Source organism: Tranquillimonas alkanivorans (genome assembly GCF_900115595.1).
Lineage (GTDB): Bacteria > Pseudomonadota > Alphaproteobacteria > Rhodobacterales > Rhodobacteraceae > Tranquillimonas > Tranquillimonas alkanivorans.
The window spans coordinates 1-11,877 of record NZ_FOXA01000012.1; the positions used below are offsets into that span (position 1 = coordinate 1).

The window sequence follows — 11,877 nt, forward strand, 5'->3', positions numbered from 1 at the left end:
CGTGGGCGACGAGATCGAGATCGTCGGCATCCGCGACACCAAGAAGACGACCTGCACGGGCGTCGAGATGTTCCGCAAGCTGCTCGACCGCGGTGAAGCCGGCGACAACATCGGCGCGCTGCTGCGCGGCGTCGACCGTGACGGCGTCGAGCGGGGCCAGGTGCTCTGCAAGCCGGGCTCGGTGACCCCGCATACCAAGTTCGAGGCCGAGGCGTACATCCTGACCAAGGAAGAGGGCGGCCGCCACACGCCGTTCTTCGCCAACTACCGCCCGCAGTTCTACTTCCGCACGACGGACGTGACCGGGACGGTGACGCTGGCCGAGGGCACCGAGATGGTGATGCCGGGCGACAACGTGTCGTTCTCGGTCGAGCTGATCGCCCCGATCGCGATGGAAGAAAAGCTGCGCTTCGCCATCCGCGAAGGCGGCCGAACCGTCGGCGCCGGCGTCGTCTCGAAGATCATCGAGTGATCTGAGATCGCCCAACGACCCGTAGGGCGCGAGGCTTCGGCCCCGCCCCTATGACCAAGACCAAGGGTTCGACGTGGGGGCCGCGTTCGGCGGCCTCCACCTCTCAACTTCAAAAGCCGTGAAAGGCATACGACAATGGCAATCGCTAGCCAGAACATTCGAATCCGCCTGAAGGCGTTCGACTACCGCGTGCTCGACGCCAGCACGCAGGAGATCGTGAACACCGCCAAGCGGACCGGGGCGCAGGTCCGCGGGCCGATCCCGCTGCCCAACAAGATCGAGAAGTTCACGGTCCTTCGTGGCCCCCACATCGACAAGAAGTCCCGCGACCAGTTCGAGATCCGCACGCACAAGCGGCTGCTCGACATCGTGGACCCGACCCCGCAGACCGTGGACGCGCTGATGAAGCTCGACCTGGCTGCCGGTGTCGACGTCGAGATCAAGGTTTGAGGAGGGCACCGGACATGTTGCGCTCTGGAGTGATCGCGAAGAAGGTCGGGATGACCCGCCTCTTCATGGAGGACGGGAAGCAGATCCCGGTGACCGTCCTGCAACTGGACAAGCTGCAGGTCGTGGCTCAGCGCACGACCGAGAAGGACGGATATTCTGCCGTGCAACTCGGCGCGGGCACGGCCAAGGCCAAGCGGACGTCGCAAGCCATGCGCGGCCATTTCGCCGTCGCCAAGGTCGAACCGAAGCGGAAGGTCGCGGAATTCCGCGTTGCCCCTGAGAACCTGATCGAGGTCGGCGAGGAGATCACCGCGAACCACTACTTCGAGGGTCAGTTCGTCGACGTCAGCGGCACCTCGATCGGTAAGGGTTTCGCGGGTGCCATGAAGCGGCACAACTTCGGTGGTCTGCGCGCCACGCACGGCGTGTCGATCTCGCACCGTTCGCACGGCTCGACGGGTCAGTGTCAGGACCCCGGCCGCGTGTTCAAGGGCAAGAAGATGGCCGGCCACATGGGCGCCGCCCGCGTGACCACGCAGAACCTGCAGGTCGTCAAGACCGACGCCGACCGCGGGCTCATCATGGTCAAGGGTGCGGTTCCCGGCTCGAAGGGTGGCTGGGTCACGATCAAGGACGCGGTCAAGAAGCCGACGCCGGAGAACGTGATCTACCCGGCCGCGCTCAAGTCGGCCGCCGAGGAAGCCGAGCGCGTCGCCGCCGAGGCCGCCGAGCAGGCCGCACGCGAGGCCGAGGAAGCCGAACGCGCCGCCGCCGAAGCCGCCGCCGCCGAGCAGGAGGCCGCGCTGAAAGAGGCCGAGGCCGACATCGAGGCCGAGAAGAAGGAAGGCGACGAATGAAACTCGACGTGATCAAGCTGGACGGCGAGAAGGCCGGCTCGGTCGATCTCGGCGACGAGATCTTCGGGCTCGAGCCGCGCGCCGACATCCTGCACCGCGTCGTGCGCTGGCAGCGCAACAACGCGCAGCAGGGCACCCACAAGGTCAAGACGCGGTCCGAGACCAGCTACTCGACCAAGAAGATCTATCGCCAGAAGGGCACCGGCGGCGCACGCCACGGTGACCGGAACGCGCCGATCTTCCGCAAGGGCGGCATCTACAAGGGCCCGACCCCCCGGAGCCATGGTCACGAGCTGACCAAGAAGTTCCGCAAGCTGGGCCTGAAGCATGCGCTGTCGTCGAAGGCGGCGTCCGGCAACCTCGTCGTCCTGGACGACGCGACGCTGGGCGAGTCCAAGACGAACGCCCTGGCCAAGCAGGTCAAGGCGCTTGGCTGGAAGCGTGCGCTGGTGATCGACGGCGCCCAGGTGAACGAGAACTTCGCCCGCGCCGCCGCCAACATCGAAGGCCTGGACGTGCTCCCCTCGGTGGGCGCCAACGTCTATGACATCCTCAAGCGTGACACGCTGGTGATCACGAAGGCGGGTGTCGAAGCTCTGGAGGCTCGACTGAAATGAGCGCGAAGCCCGAACACTACGACGTGATCCGCAAGCCGGTCATCACCGAGAAGGCCACCCTGGCGTCCGAGCATGGCGCCGTGGTCTTCGAGGTGGCGATCGACGCCAACAAGCCCGCGATCAAGGAAGCGGTCGAGGAGCTTTTCGGCGTCAAGGTGAAGGCGGTCAACACCACCATCACCAAGGGCAAGCAGAAGCGCTTCCGCGGCATCCGCGGCCGGCGCGCCGACGTCAAGAAAGCCTACGTGACGCTCGAAGAGGGCAACACGATAGACGTTACCACGGGCCTTTGATAGAAGGCACCGAATCGTCGGCCCCCGGCTTCGGGGGCCGACGTTTTTCGACCTAACCCGGGTCGCGAGACCCACGAAGCAGACGGAAGACAGAAAGCATGGCACTCAAGTCGTACAAGCCGACGACGCCTGGCCAGCGCGGGCTGGTGCTGATCGACCGTTCGGAGCTTTGGAAAGGGCGCCCGGTCAAATCCCTCACCGAGGGTCTGACCAAGAACGGCGGCCGGAACAACACCGGACGGATCACGATGCGCCGCCGCGGCGGCGGGGCGAAGCGTCTCTATCGCGTGGTGGACTTTAAGCGGAACAAGCACGACGTCGAAGCCGTCGTGGTCCGGATCGAATACGACCCGAACCGCACCGCCTTCATCGCGCTGATCCAGTACACCGACGGCGAGCAGGCTTATATCCTGGCGCCGCAGCGGATCGCCGTGGGCGACAAGATCGTCGCCGGCGCCAAGGTGGACGTGAAGCCGGGCAACACGATGCCCTTCTCGGGCATGCCCATCGGCACGATCGTGCACAACATCGAGCTGAAGCCGGGCAAGGGCGGCCAGCTGGCACGCGCTGCCGGCACCTACGCCCAGTTCGTCGGCCGTGACGGCGGCTACGCCCAGATCCGCCTGTCCTCGGGCGAACTGCGGATGGTTCGCCAGGAGTGCCAGGCGACTGTCGGTGCGGTGTCGAACCCCGACAACTCGAACCAGAACATCGGCAAGGCCGGCCGCAACCGCCACTTCGGGAAGCGCCCGTCGGTCCGCGGTGTCGTGATGAACCCGATCGACCACCCGCACGGCGGCGGTGAAGGCCGCACCTCGGGCGGCCGCCACCCGGTCACCCCGTGGGGCAAGCCGACGAAGGGTGCGCGCACCCGCAACAAGAACAAGGCGTCGTCGAAGCTGATCATCCGCTCGCGTCACGCCAGGAAGAAGGGCCGCTAACATATGGCACGCTCTGTTTGGAAAGGCCCCTTCGTCGACTCCTATGTCCTGAAGAAGGCCGAGAAAACCCGTGAGTCGGGCCGCAACGAGGTCATCAAGATCTGGTCGCGCCGCTCGACGATCCTGCCCCAATTCGTGGGCCTCACCTTCGGCGTCTACAATGGCCAGAAGCATATCCCGGTGCTCGTCACCGAGGACATGATCGGCCAGAAGTTCGGTGAATACTCGCCGACCCGGACCTACTACGGTCACGCCGCCGACAAGAAAGCGAAGCGGAAGTAAGTCATGGGCAAGGCAAAGAACCCCCGCCGCGTGGCCGAAAACGAAGCGATGGCCAAGACCCGGATGCTTCGCACGAGCCCGCAGAAACTGAACCTCGTGGCCGCGATGATCCGTGGCAAGAAGGTCGAGAAGGCGCTGTCCGATCTCACCTTCTCCAAGCGCCGGATCTCGGACGACGTGAAGAAGTGCCTTCAGTCGGCCATCGCGAACGCTGAGAACAACCACAACCTTGACGTCGACGAACTGGTGGTCGCCGAGGCCTATGTCGGCAAGAACCTCGTCATGAAGCGCGGCAAGCCCCGTGCGCGTGGCCGGTTCGGCCGCATCGTGAAGCCGTTCTCGGAGCTCACCATCAAGGTCCGCCAGGTCGAGGAGCAAGCCTAATGGGTAACAAAGTAAATCCGGTCGGCATGCGCCTCCAGGTCAACCGGACCTGGGACAGCCGCTGGTACGCCGACACCAAGGATTACGGCGATCTCCTGCTGGAAGACGTCAAGATCCGCGAGTTCATCAAGCAAGAATGCAAGCAGGCCGGCGTGAGCCGCGTGATCATTGAGCGTCCGCACCGCAAGTGCCGCGTGACGATCCACACGGCGCGTCCGGGCGTGATCATCGGCAAGAAGGGCGCCGACATCGAGCAGCTTCGCCGCAAGCTCGCCGCGATGACGGACAGCGAGCTGCACCTCAACATCGTCGAGGTCCGCAAGCCCGAGCTCGACGGTCAGCTGGTTGCCGAGTCAATCGCGCAGCAGCTCGAGCGTCGTGTGTCGTTCCGCCGCGCCATGAAGCGCTCGGTTCAGAACGCCATGCGCATGGGTGCCCTGGGCATCCGGGTGAACGTGTCGGGCCGCCTCGGCGGGGCCGAGATCGCCCGGACCGAGTGGTATCGCGAGGGCCGCGTTCCGCTGCACACGCTGCGTGCCGACATCGACTACGCCCATGCCGAGGCGAAGACGCCCTACGGCATCATCGGTGTGAAGGTCTGGATCTTCAAAGGCGAGATCATGGAGCACGATCCTGCGGCTCGTGACCGTCGCCAGGCGGAGCTCCAGGAAGGTCCCGCCCCGCGCGGCGGCCGCCGTTAAGGAGTGAAACGAGATGCTGCAACCTAAGCGCACGAAGTTCCGCAAACAGCACAAGGGCCGTATCCACGGCCAAGCGAAGGGCGGATCGGATCTCAACTTCGGCACGTACGGCCTCAAGGCGATCGAGCCCGAGCGCATCACTGCGCGTCAGATCGAAGCCGCCCGCCGGGCCATGACGCGCCACATGAAGCGTCAGGGCCGTGTCTGGATCCGCATCTTCCCGGACGTGCCGGTGACTTCCAAGCCGACCGAAGTCCGGATGGGTAAGGGTAAAGGTTCGGTCGATTTCTGGGCCGCCAAGATCAAGCCCGGACGCATCATGTTCGAGATTGACGGCGTGTCCGATTCTGTGGCAAGGGAGGCGCTCCGCCTCGCCTCCATGAAGCTTCCGATCAAAACTCGGACCGTGGTCCGCGAGGACTGGTAAGAATTTCGCGGCCCACCGCGCGTCATGCGGTGGGCCGCGCCTGTTGGAAAAGCGCCGGCACTGAAGGCCACGGGCCGTCCGGCGACTTCTGATGAGAGGGAAGGCGATGCACGCCAGCGAACTGAGAGACAAGACGCCGGACCAGCTGCGCGATCAGCTGACCGAGCTGAAGAAGGAGGCCTTCAACCTCCGCTTCCAGCAGGCCACGAACCAGCTGGAAAACACCGCCCGTATGCGCCAGGTCCGCCGTGACGTGGCGCGCGTGAAAACCGTTCTGAACGAGAAGGCCGCCGCCGCGGCGTCGGAGGCGTAAGCGAATGCCCAAACGTATCCTGCAAGGCACCGTGACCAGCGACGCCAACGCCCAGACCGTGACCGTGTCGGTTGAGCGTCGCTTCACGCACCCCGTTCTGAAAAAGACGATCCGTAAGTCCAAGAAGTACCGGGCTCACGATCCTGAGAACACCTTCAAGAAAGGCGACGTGATCCGCATCCAGGAATGCGCGCCGGTCTCGAAGTCGAAACGCTGGGAGGTGGTCGACCGCGTCTGACGGCCGCTCCTCGGTCCCTTTGGTTCCTGATCGCACGCGATAAAGGACCGCCGGGACGGAAGAGCCGACCGCAAATTCGGGACATCACGCCCGGTTTGATCGAAACCCTGGGGAAACAGGCCGGAAGGGCCCCCCAAAGGTCGGGAGAAACCACATGATCCAGATGCAGACCAATCTGGATGTCGCTGACAACTCCGGCGCACGCCGGGTTCAGTGCATCAAGGTCCTCGGCGGGTCGAAGCGGAAATACGCTTCCGTGGGCGACATCATCGTCGTCTCGGTCAAGGAAGCCATTCCGCGCGGCCGCGTGAAGAAGGGCGACGTCCGCAAGGCCGTTGTCGTTCGCACCGCCAAGGAAGTGCGCCGCGAGGACGGCACCGCGATCCGCTTCGACCGGAACGCCGCGGTCATTCTCAACAACAACAACGAGCCGGTCGGCACCCGTATCTTCGGGCCCGTGGTTCGTGAGCTGCGCGCGAAGAACTTCATGAAGATCATCTCGCTTGCTCCGGAGGTGCTGTAATGGCCGCGAAACTCCGCAAGGGCGACAAGGTCGTCGTGCTGGCCGGCAAGGACAAGGGCAAGCAGGGTGAGATCACCCAAGTTCTGCCCAAGGACAACAAGGCCATCGTCGACGGCGTGAACATCGCCATCCGTCACCAGCGCCAGTCGCAGACGTCGCAGGGCGGCCGCCAGCCCAAGGCGATGCCCATCGACCTCAGCAACCTCGCGCTCCTCGACGCCAACGGCAAGGCCACCCGTGTCGGCTTCCGCTTCGACGACGACGGCAAGAAGGTGCGCTTCGCCAAGACCACGGGAGACGTGATCTGATGCTCGACGCAGCGAACTACACGCCCCGCCTCCGCCAGCAGTACCGCGACACCATCCGCGCGGCGCTGAAAGAGGAGTTCGGGTACTCCAACGACATGCAGATCCCGCGCCTGGACAAGATCGTCCTGAACATCGGCTGCGGGGCCGAGGCTGTCCGTGACTCCAAGAAGGCGAAGTCGGCCCAGGAAGACCTGACTGCCATCGCCGGTCAGAAGGCCGTCATCACCAAGGCGAAGAAGTCGATCGCTGGCTTCCGTGTCCGCGAGGACATGCCGCTTGGCGCCAAGGTCACCCTGCGCGGCGACCGCATGTACGAGTTCCTGGACCGCCTGATCACCATCGCCATGCCGCGCATCCGCGACTTCCGTGGCGTTTCCGGCAAAAGCTTCGACGGCCGCGGCAACTACGCCACCGGCCTGAAGGAGCACATCGTGTTCCCGGAAATCAACTTCGACAAGGTCGACGAAGTGTGGGGGATGGACATCGTCATCACCACCACCGCGAAGACCGACGCGGAAGCCAAGGCGCTGTTGAAGCACTTCAACATGCCGTTCACCAGCTGAGGGACGATCTCATGGCGAAGAAAGCAATGATCGAACGCGAGAAGAAGCGCCAGAAGCTGGTTGAGCAGTACGCCGCCAAGCGCCAGGCGCTGAAGGATATCGCGAATGACGAAGGCCGCCCGATGGAGGAGCGCTTCAAGGCGCGGCTGAAACTGGCGAAACTGCCGCGCAACAGCTCGGCGACCCGCCTGCACAACCGCTGCCAGCTCACGGGGCGTCCGCACGCCTATTACCGTAAGCTGAAGATGAGCCGGATCGCGCTCCGGGACCTCGGGTCGAACGGCCAGGTCCCCGGGCTCGTGAAGTCGAGCTGGTAAGGAGGGTACAAGATGAACGATCCTCTCGGCGATATGCTGACCCGCATCCGCAACGCGCAACTGCGGGGCAAGTCCACCGTCCTGACGCCGGCGTCCAAGCTTCGTGCCTGGGTTCTCGACGTGCTGGCCGACGAAGGCTACATCCGCGGCTACGAGAACGTGACTGACAAGAAGGGCCATCCGGCGCTCGAGATCAGCCTGAAGTACTACGAAGGCACGCCGGTCATTCGCGAGCTCAAGCGCGTGTCGACCCCGGGCCGTCGCGTGTACTCGGGCGCCAAGGACATCCCGGCCGTGCGCCAGGGCCTCGGCGTCTCCATCGTCTCCACGCCCCGCGGCGTGATGTCGGATGCAGCGGCGCGCTCCGCCAATGTCGGCGGTGAAGTGCTCTGCACGGTCTTCTAAGGAGAACGGATTATGTCTCGAATTGGTAAGCGACCGGTCGAGCTGCCGTCGGGGGTTTCGGCCTCCGTCTCCGGCCAGACCGTCGAAGTGAAAGGCCCCAAGGGCACGCGGAACTTCACCGCGACCGACGACGTCACCGTCGCGGTCGAGGAGAACACCGTCACGATCACGCCTCGCGGCACGTCCAAGCGGGCGCGCCAGCAGTGGGGTATGGCCCGCACCATGGTCCAGAACCTGGTGACCGGCGTGAACACGGGCTTCAAGAAAGAGCTCGAGATCGCGGGTGTGGGTTACCGCGCCCAGATGCAGGGCAAGGTGCTGAAACTGAACCTCGGCTACAGCCACGACGTCGACTTCGAGGTGCCGGAAGGCATCACCGTGACGACGCCCAAGCCGACCGAGATCACGGTCGAAGGTATCGACCAGCAACAGGTCGGCCAGGTCGCGGCGAACATCCGCGAGTGGCGGGGACCCGAGCCCTACAAGGGCAAGGGCATCCGCTACAAGGGCGAGTTCATCTTCCGCAAGGAAGGCAAGAAGAAGTAAGGACGGCAGAGAATGGCTAACAGCAAACGTGACCTGTTTCTGAAGCGCCGCCTGCGCGTTCGGAACAAACTGCGGAAGCAGGCCAACGGGCGTCCGCGCCTGTCGGTCCACCGCTCGAACAAGAACATCAGCGTCCAGCTGATCGACGACGTGGCGGGCCGCACCCTGGCCTCTGCCTCGACGCTCGAGAAGGACCTGGGTTTCGTCGGCAAGAACCACGCCGAGGCGGCCTCGAAGGTCGGCACGGCCATCGCCGAGCGTGCGAAGAAGGCGGGCGTCGAGGAATGCTACCTCGACCGTGGCGGCTTCCTCTATCACGGCACGATCAAGGCCCTGGCCGACGCCGCCCGCGAGGGCGGGCTGAAGTTCTAAGGAGACGAGAGTATGGCAGAACGTGATAACCGCCGGGGTGGCCGCCGCGACCGCGACGAAACTCCGGAATTCGCCGATCGTCTCGTGGCGATCAACCGCGTGTCGAAGACCGTGAAGGGCGGTAAGCGCTTCGGCTTCGCCGCGCTCGTCGTGGTCGGCGACCAGAAGGGCCGTGTCGGCTTCGGCAAGGGCAAGGCGAAAGAGGTGCCCGAGGCGATCCGCAAGGCCACCGAAAGCGCCAAGCGCAACATGATCCGCGTGCCCCTGCGCGACGGCCGCACGCTGCATCACGACGTGTACGGCCGCCACGGCGCCGGCAAGGTGACGATGCGGACGGCGCCGACCGGCACCGGCATCATTGCCGGCGGCCCGATGCGCGCCGTGTTCGAGATGCTGGGCGTGCACGACGTGGTCGCCAAGTCGCTGGGGTCGCAGAACCCTTACAACATGATCCGCGCGACCCTGAACGGTCTGCAGCAGGAAGCCAGCCCCCGTTCGGTCGCGCAGCGTCGCGGCAAGAAGGTGGCCGACATCCTGCCAAAGCGGGACGAAGCCGCTGCGTCCTCGGTCCAGACCGTGGATGAAGCGGCCCCGGCCCAGGCCTAAGGAGAGACTGGCATGGCAAAAACCATCGTCGTGAAGCAGATCGGTTCGCCGATCCGCCGCCCGGCCAAGCAGCGCCAGACGCTGATCGGCCTGGGCCTGAACAAGATGCACAAGACCCGCGAGCTCGAGGATACGCCCTCGGTCCGCGGCATGGTCGCCAAAATCCCGCATCTGGTCGAGATTGTCGAAGAGCGCGGCTGAGCCGCGACCCTTTGACCCGAATGATGGAAACGCCCCGGCCACCCGCCGGGGCGTTTTTCCGTTTTGGATCAACGGCCGTCGGCCACGCGTCTTCAACTTGAGCATGAGTCCGTCTAGGCTTCCCCACCAATGGAGGAGTAAACGGAGGCGACGTGATGGCCGGGCGCACGGGTATGAATGTCAGGCGGACGAGCGAAGACGGGCGGTTCCCCCTCGTGATCGCGGTGCGGCCTGCATCGGTGGGTACCGTGCTGGCCGCCGGGATCAGCATACTACTTTTCATCGTCGCAGCGCGTTTCGCGCAGGACCTCGGCGCGCCGGCTGGAGAGGGAGTGATCTTCCTCGCCGTGGTTGCGGCAACAGGACTGGGCGCAATCTGGTCGTGCTGGAAGGTGATCCGTTCGTTCCGGCAGCGCACGGATATCCGGATCGATGACGGAGAGGTCTCGGTCACTGAACGAACCCTTCTGGGAACCCGCCATTGGAGCGAACCGCTCTCGGCCTTCGAGGGCGTGCGGTGGCAGCGGTACCAGCACACGCAGTCTTCGAGCGATTCGGACACCAGCAACCGGATCAGGCATACCCACCTGATCGAACTCGTGCATTCCAATCCGTCGAAGACGATACCCTTGTTCGAAGAGGTGACGTCGCCGCCGGGGCTTCTGCAGGTCGGCAGCCTGATGCGCGAGGCGGTGACCGAGGGGCCGCCGAGCGAAGAGCAGAAGGCGAGGCTGCGCGAAAAGGCACAGGAGATGCGACGCACGACCCGAGCCGGGGAGCCGCGCCTCGTGTGGGAAGGCTACGCCCGCCAGCTGGATATGCCGGCGATCGACGCGCGCGACGGGGGCTACGAGGTGCGCGAGGCCGAGGACGTCGACAAGAACGTACAGGAACTCGCCAAGGGGGGCCGCATCGATGCAGCGCAAAGCGACGCGCCGCCCCCGCCGTCTCTGGAGGTCGAGACGCTGGGCGATCCGGCCGATCCGGCGTCGCAGGAACTGCGGGTGCGGCTGCACGCGACCGAGGTGCCGCTGCTCTTCCATGGGCTTTTCGTCGCGGTCGGGAGCCTTTTCGTCCTGCAGGGCGTGTTCACGCTGAGCTTCGACACCATCCTCTTCGGTCTCGTCTTCATCGGCATCGCCATCGGCATCTGGTATCTTGAGCGGCGCGCCCCGCGAGAGATCCGCATCACGCGCGAAGAAATTGCCTATGTCGTACCGAACGTGGAGTCACGCGGCTATTCCGTCCCGCTTTCCGAGGTCGAGAGCGTGCGCGTGGGCATCCGGCAGGGCGCGACGGTGGCCGGCCGCTCGACGCCGCTTTTCGGCCGGGAACTGGTGCTTTCGACCGACCGGGGAGAGCACACGCTCGCGGGCGGAGTGCCGCAGGACGCGCTTGAATGGCTGCGCCGGTACATTGTCTCGGCCATCGCTCATGCCTGAGCCGGGGCAGGGGATTGAACGCCGGATAGGTTCCGCGTATACGCGCCCGGTGCTCCCTTTCGGGGCCGAATCCATTTGATAAGAATGCCGTGTCCGGACCATCCGTCGCTGGGGTCCGTGTCCGGCCAAGGAGAAGCGACATGAAACTCAACGAACTGCGCGACAACGAAGGCGCCGCCAAGAAGCGGATGCGCGTCGGCCGCGGCCCGGGCTCGGGCAAGGGCAAGACCGCCGGCCGCGGCATCAAGGGCCAGAAGTCGCGCTCGGGCGTGGCCATCAAGGGCTACGAAGGCGGCCAGATGCCGCTCTACCAGCGTCTTCCGAAGCGCGGCTTCAACAAGCCGAACCGCAAGGAATACGCGGTCGTCAACCTAGGCCTGATCCAGAAGTTCATCGACGCCGGCAAGCTGGGCGAAGAGATCACCGAGACCGAGCTGCTCGACAGCGGCCTCGTCCGCCGCAAGCGCGACGGTGTCCGCGTCCTGGCGAAGGGCGAGCTGACGTCGAAGGTGAACCTCACCGTTACCGGTGCGTCGAAGTCGGCGGTCGAAGCGGTCGAGAAGGCCGGCGGCACGCTCACCGTCACGTCCGCTCAAGCGGCCGAGTAACAGGTTATGAG

23 protein-coding genes are annotated in these 11,877 nt (G+C 65.0%); all 23 read left to right on the plus strand.

Features of this window, described 5'->3' with window-relative positions:
* Positions 1 to 472, plus strand: a 472-nt coding sequence (locus BM162_RS14115; protein WP_245759275.1) for an EF-Tu C-terminal domain-related protein, incomplete at its 5' end; no start/stop codon positions are given.
* 141 nt (positions 473 to 613) lie between these two features.
* Entirely contained in the window at positions 614 to 922 is a 309-nt protein-coding gene (rpsJ, locus tag BM162_RS14120; protein ID WP_093423590.1) for a 30S ribosomal protein S10, read from the plus strand.
* A 14-nt stretch (positions 923 to 936) separates the two neighbouring features.
* On the plus strand, positions 937 to 1,779 hold the full coding sequence (gene rplC, locus BM162_RS14125; RefSeq protein ID WP_093423222.1) for a 50S ribosomal protein L3: 843 nt from the start codon (positions 937 to 939) through the stop codon (positions 1,777 to 1,779).
* Positions 1,776 to 2,396 carry a 50S ribosomal protein L4 gene (gene rplD / locus BM162_RS14130; protein ID WP_093423225.1) on the plus strand — a complete coding sequence of 207 codons (621 nt, stop codon included), beginning with the start codon at positions 1,776 to 1,778 and terminating at the stop codon, positions 2,394 to 2,396. The genes rplC and rplD overlap by 4 nt, the downstream gene beginning before the upstream one ends.
* The gene (locus tag BM162_RS14135; RefSeq protein WP_093423228.1) at positions 2,393 to 2,689 is read left to right on the plus strand and encodes a 50S ribosomal protein L23; all 297 of its coding nucleotides are present in this window, start codon (positions 2,393 to 2,395) and stop codon (positions 2,687 to 2,689) included. The genes rplD and BM162_RS14135 overlap by 4 nt, the downstream gene beginning before the upstream one ends.
* Before the next feature lie 98 nt (positions 2,690 to 2,787).
* Complete coding sequence (gene rplB, locus BM162_RS14140; protein WP_093423231.1) at positions 2,788 to 3,630, plus strand: 50S ribosomal protein L2; 843 nt, start codon at positions 2,788 to 2,790, stop codon at positions 3,628 to 3,630.
* 3 nt (positions 3,631 to 3,633) lie between these two features.
* Positions 3,634 to 3,912 (plus strand): 30S ribosomal protein S19, encoded by a 279-nt coding sequence (gene rpsS / locus BM162_RS14145; protein WP_093423234.1) that lies wholly within the window; start codon positions 3,634 to 3,636, stop codon positions 3,910 to 3,912.
* A gap of 3 nt (positions 3,913 to 3,915) precedes the next feature.
* Positions 3,916 to 4,296 (plus strand): 50S ribosomal protein L22, encoded by a 381-nt coding sequence (gene rplV, locus BM162_RS14150; protein ID WP_093423237.1) that lies wholly within the window; start codon positions 3,916 to 3,918, stop codon positions 4,294 to 4,296.
* On the plus strand, positions 4,296 to 4,997 hold the full coding sequence (gene rpsC / locus BM162_RS14155; protein ID WP_093423239.1) for a 30S ribosomal protein S3: 702 nt from the start codon (positions 4,296 to 4,298) through the stop codon (positions 4,995 to 4,997). The genes rplV and rpsC overlap by 1 nt, the downstream gene beginning before the upstream one ends.
* Positions 4,998 to 5,010: 13 nt before the next feature.
* Complete coding sequence (rplP, locus tag BM162_RS14160) at positions 5,011 to 5,424, plus strand: 50S ribosomal protein L16 (protein WP_093423242.1); 414 nt, start codon at positions 5,011 to 5,013, stop codon at positions 5,422 to 5,424.
* Positions 5,425 to 5,530: 106 nt separating this feature from the next.
* Entirely contained in the window at positions 5,531 to 5,737 is a 207-nt protein-coding gene (gene rpmC, locus BM162_RS14165) for a 50S ribosomal protein L29 (RefSeq protein WP_093423245.1), read from the plus strand.
* Positions 5,738 to 5,741: 4 nt separating this feature from the next.
* Complete coding sequence (gene rpsQ, locus BM162_RS14170) at positions 5,742 to 5,975, plus strand: 30S ribosomal protein S17 (protein WP_093423248.1); 234 nt, start codon at positions 5,742 to 5,744, stop codon at positions 5,973 to 5,975.
* A gap of 154 nt (positions 5,976 to 6,129) precedes the next feature.
* Positions 6,130 to 6,498 (plus strand): 50S ribosomal protein L14, encoded by a 369-nt coding sequence (rplN, locus tag BM162_RS14175; RefSeq protein WP_005621870.1) that lies wholly within the window; start codon positions 6,130 to 6,132, stop codon positions 6,496 to 6,498.
* The gene (gene rplX / locus BM162_RS14180) at positions 6,498 to 6,806 is read left to right on the plus strand and encodes a 50S ribosomal protein L24 (protein WP_093423251.1); all 309 of its coding nucleotides are present in this window, start codon (positions 6,498 to 6,500) and stop codon (positions 6,804 to 6,806) included. Before rplN ends, rplX begins: the two co-directional genes overlap by 1 nt.
* On the plus strand, positions 6,806 to 7,369 hold the full coding sequence (rplE, locus tag BM162_RS14185) for a 50S ribosomal protein L5 (RefSeq protein ID WP_093423253.1): 564 nt from the start codon (positions 6,806 to 6,808) through the stop codon (positions 7,367 to 7,369). The genes rplX and rplE overlap by 1 nt, the downstream gene beginning before the upstream one ends.
* A gap of 11 nt (positions 7,370 to 7,380) precedes the next feature.
* Entirely contained in the window at positions 7,381 to 7,686 is a 306-nt protein-coding gene (gene rpsN / locus BM162_RS14190) for a 30S ribosomal protein S14 (protein WP_093423256.1), read from the plus strand.
* A 12-nt stretch (positions 7,687 to 7,698) separates the two neighbouring features.
* Entirely contained in the window at positions 7,699 to 8,091 is a 393-nt protein-coding gene (rpsH, locus tag BM162_RS14195; protein WP_093423259.1) for a 30S ribosomal protein S8, read from the plus strand.
* Between the two features lie 12 nt (positions 8,092 to 8,103).
* Complete coding sequence (gene rplF, locus BM162_RS14200; RefSeq protein ID WP_093423262.1) at positions 8,104 to 8,637, plus strand: 50S ribosomal protein L6; 534 nt, start codon at positions 8,104 to 8,106, stop codon at positions 8,635 to 8,637.
* A gap of 12 nt (positions 8,638 to 8,649) precedes the next feature.
* The gene (gene rplR, locus BM162_RS14205) at positions 8,650 to 9,009 is read left to right on the plus strand and encodes a 50S ribosomal protein L18 (protein ID WP_093423264.1); all 360 of its coding nucleotides are present in this window, start codon (positions 8,650 to 8,652) and stop codon (positions 9,007 to 9,009) included.
* Positions 9,010 to 9,021: 12 nt separating this feature from the next.
* Positions 9,022 to 9,615 (plus strand): 30S ribosomal protein S5, encoded by a 594-nt coding sequence (gene rpsE / locus BM162_RS14210; protein WP_093423265.1) that lies wholly within the window; start codon positions 9,022 to 9,024, stop codon positions 9,613 to 9,615.
* 12 nt (positions 9,616 to 9,627) lie between these two features.
* Entirely contained in the window at positions 9,628 to 9,816 is a 189-nt protein-coding gene (gene rpmD / locus BM162_RS14215) for a 50S ribosomal protein L30 (protein WP_093423267.1), read from the plus strand.
* 155 nt (positions 9,817 to 9,971) lie between these two features.
* Positions 9,972 to 11,258 (plus strand): hypothetical protein, encoded by a 1,287-nt coding sequence (locus BM162_RS14220; protein ID WP_093423270.1) that lies wholly within the window; start codon positions 9,972 to 9,974, stop codon positions 11,256 to 11,258.
* Positions 11,259 to 11,398: 140 nt separating this feature from the next.
* Complete coding sequence (gene rplO / locus BM162_RS14225) at positions 11,399 to 11,866, plus strand: 50S ribosomal protein L15 (RefSeq protein ID WP_093423273.1); 468 nt, start codon at positions 11,399 to 11,401, stop codon at positions 11,864 to 11,866.
* Positions 11,867 to 11,877: the final 11 nt, after the last annotated feature.